Source organism: Vibrio hippocampi (assembly GCF_921292975.1).
Taxonomy (GTDB): Bacteria; Pseudomonadota; Gammaproteobacteria; order Enterobacterales; family Vibrionaceae; genus Vibrio; species Vibrio hippocampi.
Map to the genome: position 1 here is coordinate 831,996 of NZ_CAKLCM010000003.1, position 23,753 is coordinate 855,748.

Sequence of the window (23,753 nt, forward strand, 5' to 3'; positions counted from 1 at the left end):
TTAATACTTCATACTTATTGGGAATTGGGAATTGGGAATTGGGGAAAATATCTATCCCCGACTCCTTACTGCAAAGCACAACTGCCAGACAATAAAAAACAGGGATAGATAGTGATACGCGAAATAAGTTACATCATGCCCATAAAGTAAGGAATAATTAAGGCATTAGCTAAGTCGATAAAGAATGCACAGACCAATGGAACAATAATGAACGCCTGCGCTGAATAACCGTATTTGTGACTCACTGCCGACATATTCGCCATCGCGGTCGGTGTTGAACCCAATGAGATACCACCGAATCCGGCACAAACCACAGCAGCATCATAGGTTTTGCCCATCGCTGGGAAGACCACAAAGATATTGATCACCACGGCAAGCAAGAATTGCATCGCTAGAATGGCAAAGATAGGACCGGCTAAATCAATCAAGGTCCAAAGTTGCATGCTCATTAATGACATCGCTAAAAACGTACCGAGCGCGATTTCAGCAATAAGGTCAATCGCTGCAGTACGTGTTGGCCATTTGGTGCCTGTCAGTCTTGGATAAGAGTCCGGGATTAAGTTTGTAATCACAATACCGGCAAATAGGCAGGAAACGAATAGCGGCAATTGTAACCCCATCTCTGAGACCGCCTCGTTAAGCACAGCACCAACCACAATACAGATATGAATCGCTAAAATCGCGTCAAGAAACTCGAATGACGTCATGCGACTAGAAGTGCCTTGCGCCTGCTCTACGCTGTTTGTTGGCGATGTTGCATCTTTATGATCGGAGACGAGGTTATGTCTTTTAATCAGAAATTTAGCAATCGGACCACCCATCAAACTCGCCAAGATCAGACCAAAAGTCGCACTCGCGATACCAATTTCCATCGCACTTTGTAAGCCAAACTCGTCCGCTACCCTCGGTGCCCATGCAATAGCTGTCCCGTGTCCGCCAATCAAAGAGATACTGCCGCTTAAAAGACCAAACACCGGCTCTAAACCGAATAGACTGGCGACTGAAATACCAACCACGTTTTGCATCACCATAAAGAAAATGGTGATCGCCAATAGCACAATTAACGGCTTACCGCCCTTGAACAGATCCTTAAGACTGGCATTAATACCAATCGTGGTAAAAAAGTACACCAGTAGAATATCGCGCGCGAATAGATCGAAGGTCACTTCGATTGAGGTAGTGGCATACAATAATGCAATCAAGGTAGAAACCAAGATGCCACCAGACACAGGCTCAGGGATACTGAACTCTTTCAAAAAGCCAACGACTTGATTCAGTCGGCGTCCAATAAATAGCACCACAATCCCCAGCGTCACGGCGAAGAATGAGCCAAGGTGCAGAATGCCGTTTTCAAATTCCATAGTTGTTCCTAATTAATGCTTAAAGATAATGATCCAGTGACTGCTAAGCGGACTGATATGAGATACAGAATAAACTGGACAAGCCAAATTATTTCAATATGTTACCAATTAAACCGCTCAGCGTAGGTTAAGTTTCCGACATCACCCAGAAAAATGCCAACTCAATCACATTAACCGTAACAAAAAAGACCAACACCCTAAGATATTAATGTGTGTTATGCTGTTTTTTATCCGTTTGAACCGAGCGTTGCCCCACTTTGACTACTCAAGAGAGACCTACGCAAGATATGTCTACACAAGAAATCACTTCAGAACAAATGACCGTGGAGCAGAGTGCGTTTATTAACCACTACCTTGCCACGCTGCCGAAAGATAAATCGTTTGATATCGATAGCGTAGCGATTGATTACTTTTGTGCCGACGAATACAACGCAAACCTGTGTGCAGATCTCGTACTGCAAGGAAAAAAGACCGCGACCTGTAGTCTGAGTTATTGGTATGAAGAAAAACGAGAACCGATGCCTGAGGTCGGAAATCTTATGCTTGTCACGCGATGGGATGGCACGCCTAGTTGTATTATTCAAATTACGCACGTCGAACAACAAAGATATTGTGATGTAACGGCAGAGTTTGCCGCAGCAGAAGGCGAAGGTGACCAAACGCTTGAATGGTGGCGCGATGCACATTGGACATTTTTTAGTAAGGAATGTCAGCAAGAGAATATTGAGATGTCGTCGCAAGTTATGCTGGTGTTGGAGAGGTTTGAGGTTGTTTTTGGGAAAGGGTGTTAGGTGTTAGGTGTTAGGTGTTAGGTGTTAGGTAATTGTAAAGAAAAGGGTAGCTATCGTAGCTACCCTTTTCTATCAATCTGCTATTCGACTTAAGCTTTTTTAAGATCTTTTGCCGGATAAGTTAGTGACATGCCATCGACAGAAACGTGCACGTAATAACCGCCTGCGCTCAAACCAGTGACTACCATCTGGCCTAGATCGATACCTTTTGTTGCAACAACAACATCATCAATTGAAAACATAGCTTTTACCTTAAATCAGAGGAGTCACTGCGACTCAACGGCGGCAATTTAAGCAGAGGTTATGCGAGTTTCCTAATCGGATTTTTTATCGTAACGATAACCAATAACACGCTTTGATATTTGCGTTATTTGTCCACCTGCGCAAGGCGCATACTGACTAAGCTCGCCACCATAATGGCAATATAAAAGCTACCTATTATCGACTCCATAAACACGAAAAACTGGGCGACAGGAACCGCCGGAGAAATATCACCGTATCCCACGGTTGTTAAGGTGATGAAGCTAAAATAGAGAGCGCTGAACAGATTAGAAAGCCAAGGTTTCGCCTCTAATCCTACAAACGCATTTGGGAACAATTCTAGAATCAACAGATACATCGTTGCCCAAGCCATCCCCATCAGTAAATAGATGCAGATAGAACCGACAATATGATTGGTCGTAATGCCTTTATTCGTCACTACCTGATTAAACGCAGAAATAATATGGGACACTAGAAAAACCAGCAAAGCCGACAAGGTAATTACCGAGAAGTTGTAATTATCCCAAAATGAAAACATACCCGAGACACTGGCTGTGATGAGTAGCATGCCATACCATGAGCGGTATAACGCCCTTCCTTGATTAATACCCGCGATTGAGAACGCTAAGGTCACGACAATCAATGTCAATATAACTTCTTGACCCTGAGGGTAAAATTGCTGCGCCAATGCGCAACCAAAAAATAGCACCAGCAGAGCGCAAAATAGAAAGTAAAAATTATCGTCTTTAGATACCCGAGCCACTAGAAAAGTCTCCTAATTTGATTTGGTCATCGAGCATTATACTATGGTCGATGACCAAAACTAATGACGAGTGGTCGTGATAATACCCTTTATAATTCAACTTTCAGTAAGGAAGCGGTAAAACCCCTCGACTAATTGCATCGAACAATAAGACTGCGCCTAATATTGTAAACGCGATATTGCTCATCACACGCTTACTGATTGTTGGCAAACCAGACTTCAACGCTGTTTTTACCATCACCGACTCCACACTGCTATCAACTGGCATAAGTTACCTTTTATCTTTTTATATTCATGTTTTTAAAGGTATACGTTAACGTGAAAAAAACAAGTTTAGTTGCTCTTATACCCAAGCTCACGAAAACAATCGGACAGAGAACGCGGGTTCCGCGCTAACCCTTTAAATATATCAACGGCAGTAAGGCGCTTATGCCCTACTGCCGTTTGCTTGTTTATACCCAGCAGCGTTATAGCGCTGTCTCAATACGTTGAGCGGCTTGAGGAGATACCCAAGGTTTCCAAAGCTCTGGATAAGTCTCTAAGAAATAAAACATCGCTTCTTCTGCGTCAGCTTGGTTGTCCTCCATCCAAGCCAACAACTGACTCATTTGCTGGTTCGTTAAGCCGCGTTGCGATAAATATTGGTAGGCAACAGGTTCGCGGGTTGCAAACGACTCGGTGGTAATAGTATGAACTGGCGCGGGTGGGTACATCGTTACCTTGGGTGACTCACATTCTGGCTGTGTGGTGCAATTTCTGAATTCTTCAACATCAGTACCGCTACCAAAATCGACCATTACCATCTCATACTTACCCAAAACCGGTGTTGGAGACCAATAGTAACCAAACCAAGGCTTTTGACGCTCGTAGCTTTTAGCGATAATTCCCGCCAAAGCGGCACCTGAACCTGGGTCAACCATATCAAACCCTTTCTGCTCCAGTTGCATCGCATTAAATAGATGTTCTGAGGTGATCTGGCAAGTCCAACCGGCTGGGCAGCCATAAAATGCCGATGCCTTTGGGTCCTCAGGATGTTCAAACAAGTTGGCATGTTTTATCACCCCTTCAATGGTTTTAAGCTCTGGGTACTGCTCAACCATATATTTTGGCACCCAGAAACCCTCTTGCCCACCATCCACTAATGACTTACCCGCATAGCGTAAACGCTTTTCAGCCACGCCTTTATCCAACGCTTCTTTAATACCATTCGTCCACATTTCTGGGGCAATATCAGGCTGTCCTTTCTCAATCATCGACGTCCCCGTTGGCACGCTATCGCCGGGCACTAATTCAGCACTGCACTGATAGCCCTCATTGAGAATGAATTGATCGATATGGGCTAAGAAACTGGCTGAATTCCAGTTCATATCGGCAATCGTTATATCCCCGCACTCTTGAGCGGAAACGGAAAAACAAGCTGCAGACAGCAGGGTGACGCTTAAAACGGACTGAACGCTTTTCATCAGTGACTTCCAAACAATAAATGAAAATTAAGTATAGACATCAATGGAATAAGTAAATGGTCAGCAACATAAATGTTTACAAAACACATTAACAAGATCACAAAAATTTGGCGGAAAAAGCGAAAACGCCACCTGATTTGTGGTGGCGTAAACTTAGTGACAACGTCACTAGATGAGGTGCTAAGTACTAGCTTTAAGCTGACTAAAGTAATCATGCCAGCGGATATGTTCGCGCCCCGTTGCTTGCTGATAGTGACTGGGGTTGTCAGACTCGCCCAACTGAATACCTTGATAAATACCGCTGATAACCGTGCCAATAAACTCACCGAGCTCGTTAATACGGTCTTGTTTATAGTCCTCAACAGTCATTGCTTGGTAGCTTAAATTCGTATCGAAAGCCAAATTCATATAACTGGCTAATTGCGCTTGCGTGATAGCTTCACCATTAAGATTGTAAGTATGGCCATCGTGTTTGTCTTGGGTCAACATGCAAGCATACGCATGGGCGAGTTCGCTGCGCGTGGTGTATCCACACTTGCCTTCTCCGGCACAATTGATAATAGCCCCAAGCTTTTTATAGCTTTCGATATATTCAATATCCGGCTCAATATAGATCCCATTGCGACCAATAACCCATTGCAGCCCACTTTCTCTGACATCTTGCTCTGTTTGACGATTGCTTTGAATAACCGGAGAAAATGCAGTTCCCTGTTCTGCTCCCTGCACACTGGTATAAACCATTTTCTTTACACCAGCCTCCACCGCACTATTAATGACGTTTCTATGCTGATCGATACGCTTATCTGGCGCATCCATTCCAGAAACAAGCAAAAGGGTGTCGATACCGACTAAAGAGGCTTTTAGCTGCTCAGCATCATTATAATCACCCGGTCTTACTTCAACCTGCAAAAATGCCGCTTTGTCTGGCGTTCGGGCAAGCGCTATCACATCACTCGCTGGAACCATTTCTTTTAGCGCTTTGACGATGGAAGCACCAAGCTGCCCGCTCGCTGCTGTCACTGCTATTTTCATGTAAACCTCCGAAGCTTTATATACCCTATGGGTTACTTTGATTCTAGTGACTAATGAGTCACATGCAATTTGATGGCACCCAATGAGGTACTCTTTTTGGTCAGTTTGTTGTTGCACTGCAACATAGGGGTAAGCTGACTAAAACGGCAAAAAGCCCTTACTCGGACCTTTTTGATATTATTGGTTGTTTTTAATGTGACTTTTTAGATTCTGCATAAATTGCTTAAAATGCGGCATAAAGTCTACGAACAGCGGGTGTTTACGATTTTCCATCAACACCGGTCCTAACAGACGCAGAGCTAAACCAACTCGTGTCGCGGTCTGCGTTTCTAATCCACTGCCCGTTTTCATTTTCTCAATCACGTTGAGTAAATCTTCACGATCGGAAAACTCCAACTCGACACTGCGCCCTTGTTCGCCTCCAGTGACTTGTTCTTCAATTGTAATGCGATAGGTATGGTCTTTACGGATAATTTTATTCATTACAGTCTCTCACTTATTGTTCATTTGGTTGATAACATCAACTATATATTATTAATTGACATTGTCAACTACATCACCCAACAAAGTCACTGACATATCATTAGTTAGGGTTGGTTTGATGTGGACCTGAGATGATGAAGGACTGAGTTGATAGACGACTGCTACGCATTGATGCAACAAGGGTCACGGTATACAATAAGCGGCAATGTGAACCGTAAAAACTCGGGATAGGTGACAAGATATCGCCAAATCTTTTGAGATTAGGATTATGAAAAAAAGTGATAGTGTTGCCCGTATATTAACCAAAACCCAAGATCATTGGCCCGAGTCCGCCGCACAAATTACCCCTGCAATATTACGGATGCATCGCATTCATACTTATCTACACAAAAATTTAGAGCGAGTGTTAGTACCGTATCAATTGCAAGCGGCTGATTTTAGTGTGCTTGAAACCTTGCGAAAGGAAGCGCCGCCACACTGCTTATCCCCTACCCAACTGTATAGCGCGATGCTGTTCAGCTCCGGAGGGTTAACTAAGGTGTTAGGTCGATTACAGCAAGCGGATTTGATTCAACGCTTAGACAATCCAAGCGATAAGCGCAGTAAACTGGTTCAATTAACCGCTTGTGGTAAACAATTGATCGACCAAGTCATCATCAATTTGCACATCAGCGAACAACCCGCGATCAACACACTCTCAAAGCAAGAGCAGCAAACGCTTGATTCACTGCTCACTAAACTGTTAGCTCACTGGGAATAATTGCCGTAACAAGGTAAGTTTTTCTGATAGAAAAAAAGCCTGTAGAAACAGGCTTTAATGATACGTGAGTATGGAGGTGACACTACTGCATGCTTAACATGCAAATAAAGCGGTTTTGTTTTGACTGGCTATCAACAATCGCTTGCGTCGTCGCTGAATAAACCTGCCCATTTGCGATCCAATACGAGCCTGCATCCAACTTATGACTCTTAGCTAAATAGTTGTACACATCCTTGGACGCCAGTTGCGCGGACAATTTTTCCTGACAATACTGATCAGCACGTTGCTGTGACAAGTACACCGTCTTTCTCCCCGAATTTTTATGTTCTACTGGAGACAAATAGTGATAAAGCTCGTCCTTATGAATCACCGTGTTGGAATAGTAGTTAGCGGGTTTAAGTTCGTCGTCATTAGGCTGAATAGACAAGCCACTAAGGATCTGTTTAGTTAAGCTAGAAGCATTTTCAGCGGTTTTTGACTCAGGCTGTTTGCTTGTTTTGCTGGTCGTTTTCTGACTAGCAAATGGAAAGAAATAGTCGCCATCGTTTTCTAGATTCAACTTCAGTGACTGAGTTTTGCCGCCTTTCACCGCTTTGACATCGTAAACACCGACATAATTGCCTGAAATCTGTACCTTTTCACCACGACCTACTTTTTGATCATTGATGTAATACTCGGTCCCTTTGGTATTGGAGCGGAAGACAAAGAAGATCTTCTCTAGACCCAAAGCTTTACGCAATTCAACTTCAAGGTTAGCGTTATAGACACGCTTATACTTTGCATTGACGGTATAACTCAAATCGCCACTCATTTTTTGCGTCGCGTCCGTCACCTTAAACGAGTCGATAGCAATACGCTCAGCGCCCCCTTTACCTAACACAAATGAGTTTTTCATGGAGGTAAGATTGCTATTCACGCAAGCAGAAAGACTCTGTGTAACATCACACTCAATTTGACCGGTTACGGTATCACTCAGCACGGTTCTTGCGCTGCTGACATGACGGGATTTAATCTGTTCGTAAAGTGATAGCAACTGCTTGTTTTTGGTTCGCGCAAGATGATTGACGTCATTCTGTCCCGTCGCGATGCTTTCCGTTAAGGTGGCGAGTTCTGTTTCGTTGTTCGCCAATAGCGTCTTTAAGCGCGCGATATTGGCTGACATATTGCGCAAAGTCAGCACTAAAGACTCGTCATATTGACCTGCAATTAACTGATCTTTCAGTTTTAAACTGTCCGTGTTAACGATATCAATACTATTGGTTAGCTTTATTTTCACTGACTCGATATCGGAACTAAGCGTATTATAGTGGCTTACGTTCTGCTCTAAGCCAGTTGCTTGATAGCTGCTTTCATATTGGCGATTAATGTCATCAAGTGCGATTTGCTCATCAAAATTAATTAACTCTGATGCGCTCGATAGACTGCCATAACTCAAGCAGAGCACAGCGACTAATGATGCTGCTTTAGTATTCAACGTAAAAAGTTTACAACTCACGCGTGACCTCGTTCCCTAACAATACTGACTTTTTGACTCAAACGGTACGAAATACACCATTTGTCTCATAATATTCCTTAAATAAGGTCACTCAGTTTAACAAAACCAAATTTCAGTGTCGCCTACTGAGGTGTTAATTATGTCACTTTTCGTCGTCACTCTACGACATAGATCAAACTGCGGCGATTTAAACTGCGTCCGTATTTTGTGCTGTTGTCAGTATGAGGTTGATTTTCGCCAAAGCCTTCCAGCTGTACATTATTACTATGTACGCCTTGATAAATGAGCACACTCGCGCTGTTACTGGCGCGTAAAATACTTAACTTTTGGTTGTAGGCGTCAGAACCGCTATTATCCGTGTGTCCATCGATTTTCATTTTTAGTGTTGGTTGCGTCGCTATTTTTTGAGCGACACCTTGCAAGCTTTGCGTTGCGAGTGGTGATAGTTTAGCTTGGTCAAACTTAAAATGAATCGTCGCTACTTGTTTATTGTCCCTATTGTAAAGGGGTTCATCACTCACAATGTCCAAACAATCTTGGAGGTGAAATTGATTAAAATTTTGACTCAAAATCTGTTCAGATAATCTCGGCGCTTGTATCTGAGTAATATGTTGTGGATGACCATCGACATGATGCGTCAAAAGATTCACTTGCTTTACTGTACTCACCTGCCTGATCTCGGAAGCGCCTTGGTGGCAATAACTCTGTCGGTCTAACTCTATGGCAACGCTTTTTCCAGCCCAAAGCAAAGTGAACCCAACCAGTATTCCTGTTTTATGCAAAAGCATATCGACTCCTAATATAACTTAGTCACGCCATTGGTTTTGGCACCTTTGGCGATTAATTCTTCAATTTTTTCAATCAATTCATCGAGATTATTCACATTGATAATATCTTCGTCGGGCTCTAGTACACAGTCTTGGAATCCACTTTGCGTATCTGCCTCAAAGTCGATACCGATAATGCCGATATACAAGCCTGGTATATTTTCTCGTGCTTTATCGCACAGCTTGGCGTCGACAAGACCACTGAGCACACCATTATCCGGAGATTCTTGACCATCGCTCAGTATCAACAACATTTTCACTTTGTTGTCGTACTCTTCTTGTATCTCATCATCGTCGGAGTTTGGATCCCCTTTCGCAAGATATTGAATACCGGTTAAGATCCCTTGAAACGCAGCCGTATTACCACTCGCAACCATTTCATCAATGGTTTCAAGGTTTGAGATGTTGTTTGTCAGTTCAACATTCCAGAACTGTTTTTGACTTGATTGACCAAAGCCGGAATATAAATCGTTATCGTCAATTCGAAACGCAGTGTTTAAATTTGCAGAGCTGTATTTATCCACCATCATCTGACTGACCGACAAATCAAAATCGACATAGTTATAAGTGTCATAATTGTTGGTTTCGAATTTGTCTTTATTCTTACTGTCATGACGACTGGTCATCACATCTTCAATACGCTTGGCTTGTTGTTGATTATCTTTCTTTTCAGTATTGTTCTGACCATCACATTTGCTATATCTGTCCGCGCAGTCTTCAATATCGTCATCGTCTTCTACACGCCATTTATCCCAGTCAATATCTTCGTAGCTATAATCGGATAGCGAATGATTATAGTCGTTGTATCTTAATTGGCTGACAATATACGTATCGTTACTCGTATGCTCTCTAGTGCGTATATTGTACGGAACAAACGCAATTCTATTATCTAACTTATCACTCGTCGTATCAGCATCATCAGCGCAGCGATCTTCTCCATCTTCATCGAGTTCGGTATTGCTCACAGAGCTACACAAAATATTTTCCGATACCGCTTCGATCGCTTGTTTTAAATCGGCAATTTTACAACCTGAATTACTGCTATCACAGCTCGACTTTGAATCCCAATAACGGTTCATCGAACCAGAGAAATCGGACACAAATACAATATCAATGTTGTTATCGCCTAATAACGTGGGATATTTCTTCGCCGTTGATTGAGCGGCTAAATCCTGCTGCTCAGAAAAACTCGGGATAAAATTACTCGCAAACCAAGAGTCATGGGTTGTAATCGAATCCACTTGGTATTGAATGTATTCGAGCAGATCATTGTCGTCATCGCGTTCTTGATAGGTACGAGTGATTTCAAATTGGCTTGCATCAATATCACGCACATAAGCATCGACGTAGCCTTGTGCCATTTCGGCACTGCTCTCTTCACTATCGGCAATAGTCACCGCTAAAACAGCCGCTTCCGTTGCGTCTTTTAGACGACTCGATTCTTGAACGTAACGGGTTCCCTCGACCGCCCAGAACGCAAAACCCATAATCGGAACTAAGCTCAATCCCATCCAAATAGCGGCGACTCCGCGCTGCTTGGAAGGTGCGACTGAATATTGTCCTTTCCCCACCCTTACCTCCCTGCAATCACTGAGGAAGACACGATTTGTATGGTATCCGTGTCTGAATTAAAGAAGGATTGGAACCAAGAGTCATGCTGAGCACACAACGTCACACGATATAAGGGATAGTAAACACCGTTATCAATCGGCGCTAAATCTTGGTAATCCTCAATACTATTCGTGCTGCAGTTTTGTGTACGATACTCATCGCTCATTCTGGTATCCACTTGGCTTCCCGAGAGCAATGACTCAATCTGGATTGCCACCTCATCTTGTTGTTTGTTGAGCATTCTCGCGGCGACGGTCTGCATATCTAACAAATCATCACTGTCTAATTCCAATCCGGTTTGATTGGTAATATCAGCATCAAAATAGCGCGTACGTTCCTTAAGAACATTCACTAGCGCATAACTTGAGCGATCCAAATTTGCTCTTAGCAACAGTTGATAACTTAAGTCCGTCGCAAATAAAAAGATTGCACACAGCCCCACCAAAACAAACGCAAGTTCTATAGCAAATGAGCCTCTTTGCTTGCGAACCGTCGGTGATGGTGACCGTAACCGTGAGTGGTTATTCCTCATCATCCCACCCCTCATGCTCAAGATTGAGTACCATTGTGCGGGTAATCGTGTGTTCCTGATTACCAAACACCTCAATCATTGGACTATAGTCGTAGCTAACTGTGATTTCGGCTAGGTCATAGCTTGAAGCTAGGTTTTCATAGTCGGTGCCGATGTCATTGATAAAATCGGAATAGCTCAAGTAGTAGCGCCCATCCATGGAAAATTTTTCGTCATCCATCAAAAAGTGCCACAAGTTACTGTCGTCCTGAATAATGCGATTAAACTGCTCTAAATATTTATCATTGACGCTGCCACCTTGATAAGTTTTGGTGCTTCGAACAGTTTCCCGCAGGGCATATTCCGTCATATTCACCACATACACCTGATAGCAAGCTTCAAAAATGGCAAAGGTGGAGAAAATTAATACTATTCCCCCCATGGCAAATTCTATGGTTGTGGTTCCCCACTGCTTACTTCGTCGATGCATGCTCTTTATCCGCTCACTGGTTTCAACTGTCTTGAAATAAGATAAAGCTCTGTATCATTAAACTGGTCGCTTAACAGTTTCTGTGCCTGCGCTTGTTGCCCTGTTTTAAATAACGCAACGGCAAGGTTCGCTTTGATCACTTGATTATCCGGATGCTGTTTAAGCAAAGGGATCAGGGTTTCAATGACCTTGGGGTAATCTTGCTGTGCCAAATAGATCACTGCGAGATTATTCTTAATGGTGAGATCGTCGTAACCCAGTAAACGCGCCTGATTGAATTGCTCAACCGCTTGAGAAAACTCATCCAATTGACTGTGAGCAATACCCAACAAAACATAAATTTGCCCCCCGTTTTGCCCGGCTTTTACTGCGTCTTGATAGGCAACCAGCGCAGTTTTTGCCTCGCCTTGTTGCATCGAAATTTGCCCATGCAATTGATACAAATTAGCCGTGCTCACACCTTTATGTAACAGGTGCAATACCCAAAACTGTGCTGACTCAATATCGCCTTTCGCAAGATAGGTCTGGGCAAGGTTTTCCATGGCTTTAACATCGTTGTTATTCTGCGCGATTTGCTGTTTATAGTGCTCAATTAATCCATCGTAATTGTTCACTTTCTCCATCTGCGCAACTTGAGACTCGCTTTTGATATTGACTTCGGAGTCTTGGGAGGTGTTTGCTGTGGTTTGACACCCCAGCAACAAGGACATGGCGACGGCTAAGACCGACGTAGAAAACCATTTCATCTCGCTCACTTTTTTATTCATCTCGCTAACCACCCACATTTAATGACATTTGCATAATCCCTGGAGCAAGGATCAGGATAACAATGGGAAACATGATTAAAATAATCAGCGGCACACTCATCTTGGCAGACAACTTACCCACCTTCTCTTCCACTGTAAGAATTTGCACTTTACGAAGGTCTTCGGATAGATCCGTTAATACTTGTGAAATTGAGGTGCCGTATTGGAGATTTTGCACCACGGTCAGTACAAAACTTCGTATCGGTGGCGTCGGTACACGCTCACCAAAATCATTTAAGGCTTTTTCCAGACCTTTGATTTTCGCAGAGTCTGAAATGCGCTTGATTTGATAGCAGAGATCTTGGTCAAACACTTCCAATTCATCGGCAAGATACGCTAATGATGCTTCAATCGTCATGCCGGTTTGTACACAGACCGCCATCATATCGAGTAGATAAGGCAATTGACTGGTGACTTTCCGCACCAAACTGCGACGACGTGTATTGAGGATCAGATCCGGCACAACGATAACCGCGACCAAACCAACCACACCGATAATCAATTTTTGGTTAAACTCGACCGGAATTAATACCGCCGCAGCACCAACCGCGCCCAGCAGGATTAGCTTCATTGGAAAATAGTATTTCGCTAACTCCTTGTTATAGATACCCGCATCAACGAGTTTGCCCTCCAACTCCTTTTGGTGCCCTTTACCAAAACGCACCAAGAAACGGTTGACCTTAACGTAGGATGAAACGTCCGGTGACTCTAAATAAATCTCAATCTGGCGCTTGCGCTTATCCGTTTGCAAAGCATCGTAAATGAAGAACAACACCGCACAGACCAATAATCCCATCGCGAGCAATAACATCATATTCTGACACCTCGCACTAACCACCAGATAATACTCAAGCCCAGCGCCTCGCTGCCAAGCACGTAGTACAGTACGATTCGACCCTCAGGGTCATTGACAATAAAGTCGATACTTTGCGGGTTAATCATGTTAAGAATAAACATAAACGCAACGGGAATCAGAGCCACAATCTTTGCCGACATACGTGCTTCTGAAGTCATCGCCATTTTTTTCTTTTCTAGGGTTCGAGACTCAACTAATACTCGAATTAAGCGAGCCAAGACGCCCTTGAGCTGTCCACCGCGACTAATATTTGCCCGCAATGTCACCGTGAAAAAAATAAATTCAGGATAAGGGTAATGTTTGCATGAGCGCTGCAGCACGACCTCTGGGGTCTCACCAAGGCGCAAACGATCCCCCATTAACTTGAACTCCTTGCCGATGGCATTATCCATGGTATCGCCCACGTAACAGATTGCCTGCATCAAGCTATCCCCCGCCGTCACGGCGCTCATCATAATGTTTAATGCATCGGGAAAGGTTTGTTCAAATTGACTTCGACGTCGATTGGTCACCAGTCGATAACCAAACGCGACAATCACGATACTGATAGGAATGACCAGCCAATAATTATCACTAGACAGTAGATTCGCCAGAATATAGAAAGCCGCCGCGACACTCGCCAGTATGTAAAGAACGATATATAAGGCAAACCTCGGACCGAGAATCGCCATAATGGGCAACATCGCCTGTTTAAGTCTCTGTCCTTGTTTGTTACCAGAAAGAGACTTAACGTTGATCGCTTTGAGCGTTTCTGAGTCATGGGATTGAAGATCAAAGTAATGATCGATCTTTTTCTGTTTTGAGTCGCCCATAAACAGTAAGGCAATTGCAAACAAAATCAGTGAAACCCACAACATATTACACCCCTTTGAATGACGCCATCAGTTCGTTATACAAGCCAAAGAACTGCGCTTTTTTCACCAACTGTGAGCGCTGCATAATGCCACTGGTGACAAAATCCCCTTGCACTGTTTCACCAAAGTGCGCCTCGTCGTAACGGAAATGGAAGATCTCTTCCATCACAACGTTGTCACCTTCAAGACCAACGACTTCGGAAATACTGGTAATTTTGCGCGAGCCATCTCTGAGACGGTTGACTTGCACAATCAACTGAACCGCACTGACGATGGTGCGACGAATCGCGTCTAAAGGTTGGTTAAGGTTGGCCATCATCACCATAGATTCAACACGGCTAATGGCATCGCGAGGCGTATTGGCGTGCAGTGTCGACATGGAGCCATCATGACCTGTGTTCATCGCCTGAAGCATCTCAAACGCTTCCGAGCCACGACACTCACCTAATACAATTCTATCAGGACGCATACGCAGCGCATTGATCACCAAGTCTCGCTGGTCGATAGCCCCTGTTTGCTCGATACTCGCGGCGCGCGTTTCGAGCCTGACCAAGTTGGGTTGTTGCAACCTCAGTTCTGCGGCATCCTCAATCGTCACCACACGCTCATCATCGGCGATATAGTTGGATAAGGCATTGAGTAAAGTGGTTTTACCTGAGCCGGTACCACCTGAAATAAGGATATTCATCCGACAGCGAGAAGCCACCATCAGCAACCTCGCCATATCCGCAGACATGGAACCAAAGTTGACCAAGTCTTCAAAGCCAATATTCTGTTCACGGAATTTACGAATCGATATTGAGGTTCCATCAAGAGCAATCGGCGGGATGACTATGTTGACACGGCTCCCATCCTCCAAGCGCGCATCGACCGTTGGCGACAGTTCATCAACACGACGACCCACTCTTGAAGCAATGCGTTTGGCAATCGCCAGCAACTGTTCTTCGTTAACAAAGCTAACGTCCGCTTTTATAACCTTGCCTTGGCGCTCGAAGAAGATGTTGTTGGGTCCGTTCACCATAATATCGGTGATGCTTTGGTCTACAACCAATGGCTGTAACGGACCCAAGCCAAACAGTTCGTCCATCAGGCTTTTGACCAAACCTGATTTCATCATATTAGTAATCGGGCGCGGGTAGTTACTTGCGAGCAGGTCGACCGCATTTTGGATCTGCGACTCTAAATCGGCACGTTCCATCTTTTGCACTGCCTCGGCATCCAGTGCTTCAAAGATTTGTCCACGAAAGGCGAGATATAGTTCTTTATTTGAAATCATGCTTTACGTGACCTTTTAAACCATTTACCCAGCCCCTCGTCAGCAATAGGCTGACCGTTGATAAGCTTAACAAGACGCTCAAGCGCTCGACCCATTTGACGGTCTTGTTTGTAGGCTCGCTTACCGTCGATAATTAAGTGGGCGAGTTGCTTGCAATAACCGATATGCAATTCTGGCTCACGACCAAGATACTTTTTAAATTCGTCTTTTTTCAGCACGAAACTGCTCTCTTGGCGATGTGCATTCACCACGGTGATAACTCGTGTTCGGTGTGATAACGTCAGTTGCAGGTTGTCGATTTTTTCACAAAACTTCTTGGCATTTCTAACAGCAGAAATCGACGCATCAAGCACAATCACCACCACATCAAAATGACTCACTAACATCTGCGGTTCGACACGAAAATCGACACTGCCGGAGAAATCTTCAATGATGAAGTTGGTATTGCGGGACAGCAGGTCACAGAGTGTTTGACTATAATTCAGCACATCGCCTTGTTCCATATCACCCGTGATCGACAATAAACGTAGGTTCTTTCGCGCCGAATGTAAGAAGGTCAACGCCGCATCTTCATCCATTTCATGCAGAGGCGTGGTAAATTCATCGATTTTCTGAGTCTGGAAATCTTTCAAAGCCAGCATCACATCAATATTGCTATGACTATATTGGTGATCGACCAAAATGGTATCTGTCCCCTGCTGCGCGAGCACTGAACTGATTTCAGTCGCTAAGAAAGTGGTGCCAGTACCTCCTTTAGCGCCAACCACTGCCACGCGTTTAGCTTTGCGCTTCTGGCTAACGCCACTAAAGGTTTTTAGGTTCTTATTAACGTGGGTCAAAAAGTCAGCAAACTCTTGCTTGTTCACTGGCCAAAAAACGTAATAAAAGCCCATCTCTTTTAAGGCTCGCAGTGTTGAAATTGCATCTTCACGACCAATAACCACGACGCCTTTTTGGGTGGGCAGTTTGCTTGCAAACGCCTTGGCATCTTCTACTACATCTGCCGATTCGTTTAACTCAAGTAAAACGATCTGACTGGTTTGTGCATTGGCAGATTTATTCAGTTCCGTGGTTTGCTTAACACAAGTAGGATCATTCCATCCTTCAAAACGAAATACTTCTTGAACCAGTTCAATACATTCTGTGGTTTGATAATAGAGGGTACAAGCGGCGATGCCGTTCGGATTCTCTATAATAGAATTCGGTTTGCTGGTCAGGGCTTTGGTTAAATCAAACATCATTCGGCTCCCATTAACCTAGCCTTATTGGCAGTGTGTTCAAACCGTGCCGCATCAACATAACAGTGCGATTGTGCATTACGCACACCAATCTGCGCAGGCTGACACTCTGTTGAAAGCAAGGTTTGGCTATCGACAACCAATTGAACGTCGGCAATCATGTCCGTATTGCGCTGATATTGAACGCGATAGGAATCAATATCACTGAGGGCGTATTGGGCAACCGCTTTACCAACTTGACTGCGATAGTTCACTTGATAGCGATAATGCTGGCTCTCTTGGCGCTCACTCTGCTGCTCGAACTTTTCGACCAGTGCTTTGACTTGCTGCGTAGCGACTTTGCGCTCTTTGACAACAATGTCGATAGTCTGCTGTTGCTGCACACTCGCCACTTGGAAACCCGCTCCATTAAAATAGCGTTCTTTGGCACAACCGGTGACTATCAGTATCAGTGATGGCAACAACAGAGTTTTGAATAGCTTGCGATCCATCATTCGATAAACCCTCCCTGAGACAGTAGGCGCTGAGTCGCGTCTTGTGGCGAGTTTTGTCCCTTAATCTGCGGAGCTAACTGCTTGTTAGGTGATAAGTTCAACCAACGAGCTAAAGTCGATGTCTTGCGAATAGTCGGTAACTGTAACTCGGTTGCCTTGCTCGGTTTCACTAGGTTTACGGTTGCAACGATAATAAGTTCGGTACGTTTGCGCTCAGTGATAGACTTGCGAAATGCCGCGCCGAACACTGGAATATCACCAATGATGGGCATTTTTTGTAGCTGTTCGTAATCGGTGCTGTTCATCAGTCCACCTAAAACAAAGCTGTCGCCGTCAGCGAGTTCAATCGTCGTCATTGCCCGGCGTGACGCCAACTGAGGAACTTCGATTCCTGAGGCTTCAATATAGGCTTCAACTTCACTCACTTCCGGTGCCAGTTGCATGCGAATTTTTTGTTCGCTCATCACTTTGGCAGTGAGATCGAGCTTAATCCCGTACTCTTTGAAGCTGATATTGACTGAACCGTCACTGGTCACAATAACCGGCACTTCACCACCAACAAGAAAACTCGCCGATTCGCCAGACAATACCGTTAGGTTGGGCTCCGCTAAGATCTGTGCAACGCTATCATCAGCGAGAGCGGAGATAAGGGTTGATATATCGGGAGCGTGGAATTGTTCAAACAGAAATTCACCGACACTCTGTCCCGCACTGCTCCAATCAATACCCACGGTTTCAGAGAAATTTTCGGTCACTTGCGCCACGGACACTTTGACATTTACTTGCTGAAGCGTGTTGATGGTCAATTTTTCAATGATTCCATCCCAAGTCATATTACGCGCGAAGATCATACTTTGAGGCTCTTCCATGTCGCCGCTATCAGACTCAAAAGAGAGGAGTTGCGAAGATTCATAACGAGTAACCATTTCTCTGCCAAGCAAATTGGCAACAAGACGGTAGATATCATCGCGCTGCTGTTCGGACTCTACGACGCCACTTACAGCAACTTTTTCGCCAATCGAGGTTAATTTGATATTAAGTTCTGGATAGTGAAATTTGATCTGCTTTCTAACCTCAGCTAAATCAAGATCAACCAGCACTTTATCGGATAATAAGACTTCTTGTTCTACCCCATAAACAATCAAGCGTGTTTGACCCACTTGGCGGGCAAAAACGACCAAAGTGTTGTCATTAATTATTTTGTAATCCGCAATATTTGGATTGCTAATAAACACCTTACTAATGGGAGCGGATAGCGAAATATGTGTCGCTTCATCAAGAGTGATATAGCGTTCTGCTGCAACCACCATCGATGTATTGACCAGCATTAGTGTCCATAAAGCCGTTAGATAGAATGAGATATTTTTTAGTATTTTATTATTTTGCCAACTAGAACGTTTTGATCGCATTACAGTGATTCTCCCTCACTGTCCACACCACCTCGTAACTCTTCGATGCCCATATAATTATCCATAATATTGCGCACTTCTGCATAAGTCGGTTGTTGGTAGGTTTGACTACGGTATATTTCGATGTGCATGGTCCGTTGTGCCAGCGCTAACTTAGTCAGTTGGTCTGGATGGACTTCTATTACAACTGTCGTTTTACCCTCTTCTTTTACCGGAGAGCGAGCTTGAATTGACTCATTTTCTGTTTCATTACCGATATTCAATACTTTCACGTGCTTCAAAAATACCGATGATTTTATTCCACGAAAGCGTTTTGGTTTGTCGGCATTAACCGCAAGATTACTGTTTGGTGAACTGACCGTTAGAATGTCAATAAAGGAGCCTGGTCGAATATAATCTTTAACTAAATTAGAAGTTGTGACTTGTAATGGGTAGAGCGTCATTCCTTCGGTCACTAGAAGGTCAACATATCCTGGTTGTGACTTTTTAGTTTGATACTCTGGCAACATGTAACGACCCTTATCTAAAGAGATATTAATAAGGGTTGACGGGTCAAAGTCCAAGACAATATCTTTTTTCTCACCTAATTCCAGTGCTTGATTAAGTGGTAACTGACGCTTCTCCACCATATCAATGTTAAGGACTTGCCCTTTTTTTACGTTCTGATTTAATTGCCAAACAGTGATATAGGTCTCTGGCTCTTTCTGCTCATTATTGACAGCCACATTTGTATTATTAGGTTGCGCCAACAGATCTAACACACCTTTAACCCCAATCCCTAAGGCAAGCAATGCAACAACTAGAACTATCCTTGATCTCATTAAATCCACCAAATTTTGATGTCTAAATTTATAAATTAGACAATACGATAGTGACTAGAAAACCCGAACAAATCGCTACACCGTATGGCAATCCAGGATCACTTCCTTTCGGTGTTGCCAACAACCATCGGTACTTGATAGCGTATATAATGCTTAATATCCCGCCCACCAACACGGTATAAGACGTTGCATACCATAAGTAGTTGAGAGGAATGGCTGTAGACAAAGCCGTCGCTAACTTAATGTCTCCGTAAGCGATTAACCCGGCTTTTCCCAAGATTAACCCACCTATCAATACCACTAGCGCAGATTCTAAACATGGAGAGTTTTTGAACCCAAGGCTGCATAAAACTAAAATTAGAAGTGAAAGTACATTGGGTATTCTACGTCGCCTAATATCACTGACTGACACCAAGAAACAAAGCAGCAACAAAATAACTAATGTTGCTGCTGAAGTGTCCTGATAGCCAATGGTCAACACTATTAGGTTGGCGTTGCTGAGCTTAGTAGACTACTGACTTTGTCAAACGCTGCATTTAGGTTTTTCAATAGTTCGCCATCAGTCGAACTAAATACTGCACCTAAAACTACCGCCATTGCGACAGCAATCAACCCATATTCAATCGCCGTCACACCGCGCTCGTCATTTTTTACTTCAGCGAAGTAAGTCGCTGCTTTTACATAAAGTTTAGTAAGCATATTAATTCCCTTAAAACTACTGTCATAAAAATCGTAAATAAGTTTAATAAAGTTTATATCGATTTTAAAAATGACAACTATCGACTACATCAATAGCCTGACTGCTATTAATAAAACTGTTTACTATAAAGTCATGAAATCCACGTCTCATCGTCGCTGTCACTTAAGTTAAACGAAATCGACCACACTTATATTCACAGCAAGCCATCTAATGCTTAACGCTGGTTTTGTGATATTAATCACACAATATTGAGTGACTACTCTAGTTCTAGTTTTCATATTTAAAACAAATCGAGTGATATCACTTAAACCATGTTAACATTTGTAACATCTAGATGAATGTTAATGACAACGACAACCCCAGTATCATTCCACTATTTGATAGCAATAATATTGAAAAACATGTGTAAATATCGTCAGTAAACGGTATAACGTTTATAAACAAAAAAGATAATATTTAGGTTGGCTAGAATGAAGTTACAATTCGATTATATTGTTTCGTTTGTTACGGTGGTAGATGAAGGTTCATTTAGCCTAGCGGCAAAAAAGCTAGGTAAATCTCAATCTACCGTCAGTACGGCGATTCAAAACCTTGAGGCGGATTTAGGCGTCGAACTATTTAATCGTCAAGGCGGTAAAGCGACGACCACAAATAAAGGCAAACAATTTTACGAACTCTCCTATAGCCTAGTGGCTAAGTTTAAAGACCTGATGACAAAAGCGGATCACCTCGCAACAGCCGATCGAATCGTATATCGTGTTGGTGTTGACCCGATGGTTTTTAATCAACAGACAAAGCAGGCGTTGCTCGATTTTTCCGAGACATTTCATAATATCGATTTAGTTATTATGACAAAGCCTAGTTTTGTATTAGGGGATTATTTGATGGAGGGAAAACTCGATCTGGCTATTGGCAATCCATACTATAAAGGTGAGCTGGATTTCCATATCGATGAACTGTTCCCCGTTAACTGCTGGTGGGTACACCATAAAGAACTGGTTATAGACCAATCTCGCGACGTCAACCGTCTATTGCTAATTGATGGCTGCGAACAGTTGCTTAATGTCAGTAAACTCAGTTCGAAAAATCTATGGCACCTTGACGATCTCAGCACAATTACCGATCTGTGTTGCGATAAAAAAGGCATTGCACTACTTCCGGAACACTACATCCAAACCTACTATAGACGAGAACAACTGAGTTTGCTGCGGGGGCATCCTGAGTTCTATGGTAAGAAGATTTGCGCCTCCCTGTTCTGGGCTGAGCACAGCGATTTTGCACCCTATAGAAAATGGTTTAAAAATAGACTGAAACCTGTCACTACCCAACTCGCTCCCGAAGTAATGATCTAAGCTACTTATAACGTAAGCAACTTATGACGTAAACAACTTACGACCCAAATAAGTTTGTTTTTATCATGACATTACGCAACAACTATCACGGTTAATCATGCTAGTATGGCGCGCTTTTCGCGCCATTGTTTTTCGCGCTATTTCTATTGTTGATTATCATTATTTTTGTTGTTACAAGGTCACGAATGAACAGTACCATTCGCTATAAAGTTATTCTTCTCGCTTGTTTAATTATCAGTGTTGGACAGTTAAGTATGGGATTGGTGTTTCCTTCCCTGCCCTGGATTGCCACCGATTTCAATATTTCCCTCGATCAAGCGCAACTCTTAGTGAGTGTTTATCTGCTTGGCTTTGGACCTTCGCAGTTTTTATACGGTCCCATCTCCGACGCCATTGGGCGAAAAAAAGTTCTGCTTGTTGGTCTGATCATCGCAATGAGCGGCTTGGTGACGATTATCTTACTGCAAGACTCCTTTACTGGTTTGGTGATTGGTCGTCTATTGCAAGGTATCGGAACCGGATGTTGTGCCGTGCTTGCCCGAGCTTCAACACGCGACCAATTTAGTGGTCCAGATCTGCCTCTAGCAATGTCTTACATTGCTATGGCAGCGTCTATTACACCGGTTATAGCACCTGTTTTAGGGGGCTTTATTAACCACTACTTTGGTTGGAATATGGTGTTTATTTCTCTGCTGGGTTACGTCGCCTTTGCATGGGTGGTTATTACCACTTTCTTTAGAGAAACAGTGACTCAAACCTCGGCGATTCCAACGCCGAAAAAAATGCTTGGTCAATATTGGAAGCTATTAAGCAGCCGCTATTTTATGAGCTTCGCGAGTATTGGCTGGCTTAATTTCAGTTTGATGATCACAACCGTTTCGGTCATGCCTTTTATCATGCAGAAACAGATAGGTATGGACTCTGACGAATACGCGCTTTGGGCACTGATCCCTGCATTAGGCATGATTTTAGGCACGACTATCTGTAATCGTGTTCGTCCTATCATTGGCAGCAAAAAAATGCTGCTTTGTACGCCTGTACTGCATGTTATGTGTGCTATCTGGCTGTTTGTCTGTCCACTCGAACCGATCTATCTAATGCTTGGTCAACTGCTTATGATTTTAGGTAACGGCATTGCACTACCCTGTGCTCAAGCGCTCGTTTTATTACCTTACAAGAAGCAAGCTGGAGCAGCGGCGGCACTTTCAGGCGGTGGTCAAATGATCGCGTCCTCGTTAGTCAGCATGACCTTAGTGGCACTTGGCTTGAGTCAGCCTTGGCACTTGGCGCTGGTGGTGGTGTTATTTGCCATCATTACTCTTGCGAATATTATTGGTGGCTTTAACGCCAAGCAAGATATGTCAGAAAGCGAGCATTAACTTATTAGACATAACCCGCCAGCTCACTTAATGAGCGCCAATTTATAAACTCAGCGCTCATCTATAGATCCTCACTTTAATTGCCTGATATTAAGGAGTTTTTTATTGAGAGGCTCGGTCATGGCATGTTAGGATCAATATTAGAATGTTTACTCTAATATTGAAACATCGTGATTTAAGGAAAAAGGGTTATGTCTTCTGCTCAATCTATTCAAACTCAAGCCGCGCTGCGCAATAAGTTTGGCGTATTAGCTTACGGTCTATTTGTTATCGCCAGTTTCTTACCTATCGCCTCAGTCGAATTCTTTGGTATGAACAATATCGTCTACGGCATTGACGTCATTCCAGTCTGGGCAATTGTCATGATGGCGCTTGGCGCATTTCTATGCGGAATCGGCGCACCAAAGTTATTTGCTAAAGGGATTGCCGTTTTTGCAATTTGCTATTTTTACTATGAGTGCTTTCGTACCTACCAAGATTTAAGCCAAATGCTGTCCATCAACGATATGCAAAACCTGTTTTCTAACCGTTCTTATCGTCGCGACATGGGCAACATTATCAGCCAAGCATTGAACATGCTGTCTATCGGCTTTTGGTTGATTACCGCAAGCTTCTTTATGATGAAGGCCTTTATCTTTACTCCATACAGCGAACGCTATTCTTTAGCTGAACAACCAGCGACATCCAACGCAAACTAATCTGACACTACAAACGATAAAA

General features: G+C 43.5%; 26 protein-coding genes. 5 read left to right on the forward strand and 21 right to left on the reverse strand.

The window, feature by feature from the left end; translation table 11 throughout:
* Positions 1–128: 128 nt before the first annotated feature.
* Positions 129–1,361, reverse strand: a complete 1,233-nt coding sequence (gene gltS, locus L9Q39_RS16830; protein ID WP_237486254.1) for a sodium/glutamate symporter — start codon at positions 1,359–1,361, stop codon at positions 129–131.
* A 317-nt stretch (positions 1,362–1,678) separates the two neighbouring features.
* On the opposite strand from gltS, the gene L9Q39_RS16835 reads away from it, so the two are divergent.
* On the forward strand, positions 1,679–2,152 hold the full coding sequence (locus L9Q39_RS16835; RefSeq protein ID WP_435532862.1) for an ASCH domain-containing protein: 474 nt from the start codon (positions 1,679–1,681) through the stop codon (positions 2,150–2,152).
* Between the two features lie 89 nt (positions 2,153–2,241).
* On the opposite strand, the gene L9Q39_RS16840 is transcribed toward L9Q39_RS16835, so the two are convergent.
* From L9Q39_RS16840 to L9Q39_RS16860, 5 genes are all read right to left on the reverse strand, one after another.
* Positions 2,242–2,394 (reverse strand): hypothetical protein, encoded by a 153-nt coding sequence (locus L9Q39_RS16840; RefSeq protein WP_237486256.1) that lies wholly within the window; start codon positions 2,392–2,394, stop codon positions 2,242–2,244.
* A gap of 125 nt (positions 2,395–2,519) precedes the next feature.
* Entirely contained in the window at positions 2,520–3,176 is a 657-nt protein-coding gene (locus L9Q39_RS16845) for a potassium channel family protein (protein ID WP_237486257.1), read from the reverse strand.
* Positions 3,177–3,643: 467 nt separating this feature from the next.
* Positions 3,644–4,639, reverse strand: a complete 996-nt coding sequence (locus L9Q39_RS16850) for an ABC transporter substrate-binding protein (protein WP_237486258.1) — start codon at positions 4,637–4,639, stop codon at positions 3,644–3,646.
* A gap of 180 nt (positions 4,640–4,819) precedes the next feature.
* Positions 4,820–5,671, reverse strand: coding sequence for an SDR family oxidoreductase (locus L9Q39_RS16855; RefSeq protein WP_237486259.1), 852 nt, complete (start codon positions 5,669–5,671; stop codon positions 4,820–4,822).
* Between the two features lie 177 nt (positions 5,672–5,848).
* A complete protein-coding gene (locus L9Q39_RS16860; protein ID WP_237486260.1) occupies positions 5,849–6,154 on the reverse strand; it encodes a DUF3861 domain-containing protein in 306 nt (101 codons plus the stop codon).
* Positions 6,155–6,422: 268 nt separating this feature from the next.
* Here L9Q39_RS16860 and L9Q39_RS16865 point away from each other — a divergent pair, with 268 nt between their 5' ends.
* Positions 6,423–6,914, forward strand: a complete 492-nt coding sequence (locus L9Q39_RS16865; protein WP_237486261.1) for a MarR family winged helix-turn-helix transcriptional regulator — start codon at positions 6,423–6,425, stop codon at positions 6,912–6,914.
* An 82-nt stretch (positions 6,915–6,996) separates the two neighbouring features.
* On the opposite strand, the gene L9Q39_RS16870 is transcribed toward L9Q39_RS16865, so the two are convergent.
* The 15 genes from L9Q39_RS16870 to L9Q39_RS16940 all read right to left on the reverse strand — a co-directional run bounded on the left by L9Q39_RS16870 (position 6,997) and on the right by L9Q39_RS16940 (position 20,301).
* Positions 6,997–8,409: a hypothetical protein gene (locus L9Q39_RS16870; RefSeq protein ID WP_237486262.1), complete on the reverse strand. Its 1,413-nt coding sequence runs from the start codon at positions 8,407–8,409 to the stop codon at positions 6,997–6,999.
* 155 nt (positions 8,410–8,564) lie between these two features.
* Positions 8,565–9,197: an OmpA family protein gene (locus L9Q39_RS16875; RefSeq protein ID WP_237486263.1), complete on the reverse strand. Its 633-nt coding sequence runs from the start codon at positions 9,195–9,197 to the stop codon at positions 8,565–8,567.
* 8 nt (positions 9,198–9,205) lie between these two features.
* A complete protein-coding gene (locus tag L9Q39_RS16880; protein ID WP_290369167.1) occupies positions 9,206–10,807 on the reverse strand; it encodes a TadE/TadG family type IV pilus assembly protein in 1,602 nt (533 codons plus the stop codon).
* 2 nt (positions 10,808–10,809) lie between these two features.
* Entirely contained in the window at positions 10,810–11,382 is a 573-nt protein-coding gene (gene tadF, locus L9Q39_RS16885) for a tight adherence pilus pseudopilin TadF (protein WP_237486264.1), read from the reverse strand.
* Positions 11,369–11,848 (reverse strand): TadE family protein, encoded by a 480-nt coding sequence (locus L9Q39_RS16890; RefSeq protein ID WP_237486265.1) that lies wholly within the window; start codon positions 11,846–11,848, stop codon positions 11,369–11,371. The genes tadF and L9Q39_RS16890 overlap by 14 nt, the downstream gene beginning before the upstream one ends.
* 5 nt (positions 11,849–11,853) lie before the next feature.
* On the reverse strand, positions 11,854–12,615 hold the full coding sequence (locus tag L9Q39_RS16895) for a tetratricopeptide repeat protein (protein ID WP_237486266.1): 762 nt from the start codon (positions 12,613–12,615) through the stop codon (positions 11,854–11,856).
* A gap of 4 nt (positions 12,616–12,619) precedes the next feature.
* Complete coding sequence (locus L9Q39_RS16900; RefSeq protein WP_237486267.1) at positions 12,620–13,468, reverse strand: type II secretion system F family protein; 849 nt, start codon at positions 13,466–13,468, stop codon at positions 12,620–12,622.
* Positions 13,465–14,367 carry a type II secretion system F family protein gene (locus L9Q39_RS16905; RefSeq protein WP_237486268.1) on the reverse strand — a complete coding sequence of 301 codons (903 nt, stop codon included), beginning with the start codon at positions 14,365–14,367 and terminating at the stop codon, positions 13,465–13,467. Before L9Q39_RS16905 ends, L9Q39_RS16900 begins: the two co-directional genes overlap by 4 nt.
* A 1-nt stretch (position 14,368) precedes the next feature.
* Positions 14,369–15,640 carry a TadA family conjugal transfer-associated ATPase gene (locus tag L9Q39_RS16910; protein ID WP_237486269.1) on the reverse strand — a complete coding sequence of 424 codons (1,272 nt, stop codon included), beginning with the start codon at positions 15,638–15,640 and terminating at the stop codon, positions 14,369–14,371.
* Positions 15,637–16,878 (reverse strand): CpaE/TadZ family protein, encoded by a 1,242-nt coding sequence (locus L9Q39_RS16915; protein WP_237487057.1) that lies wholly within the window; start codon positions 16,876–16,878, stop codon positions 15,637–15,639. Before L9Q39_RS16915 ends, L9Q39_RS16910 begins: the two co-directional genes overlap by 4 nt.
* Positions 16,878–17,372: a hypothetical protein gene (locus tag L9Q39_RS16920; protein WP_237486270.1), complete on the reverse strand. Its 495-nt coding sequence runs from the start codon at positions 17,370–17,372 to the stop codon at positions 16,878–16,880. Before L9Q39_RS16920 ends, L9Q39_RS16915 begins: the two co-directional genes overlap by 1 nt.
* Complete coding sequence (locus L9Q39_RS16925) at positions 17,369–18,781, reverse strand: type II and III secretion system protein family protein (protein ID WP_435532848.1); 1,413 nt, start codon at positions 18,779–18,781, stop codon at positions 17,369–17,371. Before L9Q39_RS16925 ends, L9Q39_RS16920 begins: the two co-directional genes overlap by 4 nt.
* Entirely contained in the window at positions 18,781–19,602 is an 822-nt protein-coding gene (locus tag L9Q39_RS16930) for an RcpC/CpaB family pilus assembly protein (RefSeq protein WP_237486271.1), read from the reverse strand. Before L9Q39_RS16930 ends, L9Q39_RS16925 begins: the two co-directional genes overlap by 1 nt.
* Before the next feature lie 28 nt (positions 19,603–19,630).
* Positions 19,631–20,083, reverse strand: coding sequence for an A24 family peptidase (locus L9Q39_RS16935; protein WP_290369168.1), 453 nt, complete (start codon positions 20,081–20,083; stop codon positions 19,631–19,633).
* 2 nt (positions 20,084–20,085) lie between these two features.
* The gene (locus tag L9Q39_RS16940) at positions 20,086–20,301 is read right to left on the reverse strand and encodes a Flp family type IVb pilin (protein ID WP_237486272.1); all 216 of its coding nucleotides are present in this window, start codon (positions 20,299–20,301) and stop codon (positions 20,086–20,088) included.
* A 471-nt stretch (positions 20,302–20,772) separates the two neighbouring features.
* On the opposite strand from L9Q39_RS16940, the gene L9Q39_RS16945 reads away from it, so the two are divergent.
* The 3 genes from L9Q39_RS16945 (at position 20,773) to L9Q39_RS16955 (ending at position 23,731) form a co-directional block, all read left to right on the forward strand.
* Entirely contained in the window at positions 20,773–21,654 is an 882-nt protein-coding gene (locus L9Q39_RS16945) for a LysR family transcriptional regulator (RefSeq protein WP_237486273.1), read from the forward strand.
* Between the two features lie 185 nt (positions 21,655–21,839).
* On the forward strand, positions 21,840–23,033 hold the full coding sequence (locus tag L9Q39_RS16950) for a multidrug effflux MFS transporter (protein WP_237486274.1): 1,194 nt from the start codon (positions 21,840–21,842) through the stop codon (positions 23,031–23,033).
* Between the two features lie 191 nt (positions 23,034–23,224).
* Positions 23,225–23,731: a hypothetical protein gene (locus L9Q39_RS16955; protein WP_237486275.1), complete on the forward strand. Its 507-nt coding sequence runs from the start codon at positions 23,225–23,227 to the stop codon at positions 23,729–23,731.
* Positions 23,732–23,753: the final 22 nt, after the last annotated feature.

Excerpts from the sequence above, each read along its gene's own strand:
- gltS (WP_237486254.1), bottom strand. The coding sequence starts at position 1,361 with ATGGAATTTGAAAACGGCATTCTGCACCTTGGCTCATTCTTCGCCGTG.
- L9Q39_RS16835 (WP_435532862.1), top strand. The coding sequence starts at position 1,679 with ATGACCGTGGAGCAGAGTGCGTTTATTAACCACTACCTTGCCACGCTG.
- L9Q39_RS16840 (WP_237486256.1), bottom strand. The coding sequence starts at position 2,394 with ATGTTTTCAATTGATGATGTTGTTGTTGCAACAAAAGGTATCGATCTA.
- L9Q39_RS16850 (WP_237486258.1), bottom strand. The coding sequence starts at position 4,639 with ATGAAAAGCGTTCAGTCCGTTTTAAGCGTCACCCTGCTGTCTGCAGCT.
- L9Q39_RS16855 (WP_237486259.1), bottom strand. The coding sequence starts at position 5,671 with ATGAAAATAGCAGTGACAGCAGCGAGCGGGCAGCTTGGTGCTTCCATC.
- L9Q39_RS16860 (WP_237486260.1), bottom strand. The coding sequence starts at position 6,154 with ATGAATAAAATTATCCGTAAAGACCATACCTATCGCATTACAATTGAA.
- L9Q39_RS16865 (WP_237486261.1), top strand. The coding sequence starts at position 6,423 with ATGAAAAAAAGTGATAGTGTTGCCCGTATATTAACCAAAACCCAAGAT.
- L9Q39_RS16875 (WP_237486263.1), bottom strand. The coding sequence starts at position 9,197 with ATGCTTTTGCATAAAACAGGAATACTGGTTGGGTTCACTTTGCTTTGG.
- tadF (WP_237486264.1), bottom strand. The coding sequence starts at position 11,382 with ATGATGAGGAATAACCACTCACGGTTACGGTCACCATCACCGACGGTT.
- L9Q39_RS16890 (WP_237486265.1), bottom strand. The coding sequence starts at position 11,848 with ATGCATCGACGAAGTAAGCAGTGGGGAACCACAACCATAGAATTTGCC.
- L9Q39_RS16895 (WP_237486266.1), bottom strand. The coding sequence starts at position 12,615 with ATGAATAAAAAAGTGAGCGAGATGAAATGGTTTTCTACGTCGGTCTTA.
- L9Q39_RS16900 (WP_237486267.1), bottom strand. The coding sequence starts at position 13,468 with ATGATGTTATTGCTCGCGATGGGATTATTGGTCTGTGCGGTGTTGTTC.
- L9Q39_RS16905 (WP_237486268.1), bottom strand. The coding sequence starts at position 14,367 with ATGTTGTGGGTTTCACTGATTTTGTTTGCAATTGCCTTACTGTTTATG.
- L9Q39_RS16910 (WP_237486269.1), bottom strand. The coding sequence starts at position 15,640 with ATGATTTCAAATAAAGAACTATATCTCGCCTTTCGTGGACAAATCTTT.
- L9Q39_RS16915 (WP_237487057.1), bottom strand. The coding sequence starts at position 16,878 with ATGTTTGATTTAACCAAAGCCCTGACCAGCAAACCGAATTCTATTATA.
- L9Q39_RS16920 (WP_237486270.1), bottom strand. The coding sequence starts at position 17,372 with ATGATGGATCGCAAGCTATTCAAAACTCTGTTGTTGCCATCACTGATA.
- L9Q39_RS16925 (WP_435532848.1), bottom strand. The coding sequence starts at position 18,781 with ATGCGATCAAAACGTTCTAGTTGGCAAAATAATAAAATACTAAAAAAT.
- L9Q39_RS16930 (WP_237486271.1), bottom strand. The coding sequence starts at position 19,602 with ATGAGATCAAGGATAGTTCTAGTTGTTGCATTGCTTGCCTTAGGGATT.
- L9Q39_RS16940 (WP_237486272.1), bottom strand. The coding sequence starts at position 20,301 with ATGCTTACTAAACTTTATGTAAAAGCAGCGACTTACTTCGCTGAAGTA.
- L9Q39_RS16945 (WP_237486273.1), top strand. The coding sequence starts at position 20,773 with ATGAAGTTACAATTCGATTATATTGTTTCGTTTGTTACGGTGGTAGAT.
- L9Q39_RS16950 (WP_237486274.1), top strand. The coding sequence starts at position 21,840 with ATGAACAGTACCATTCGCTATAAAGTTATTCTTCTCGCTTGTTTAATT.
- L9Q39_RS16955 (WP_237486275.1), top strand. The coding sequence starts at position 23,225 with ATGTCTTCTGCTCAATCTATTCAAACTCAAGCCGCGCTGCGCAATAAG.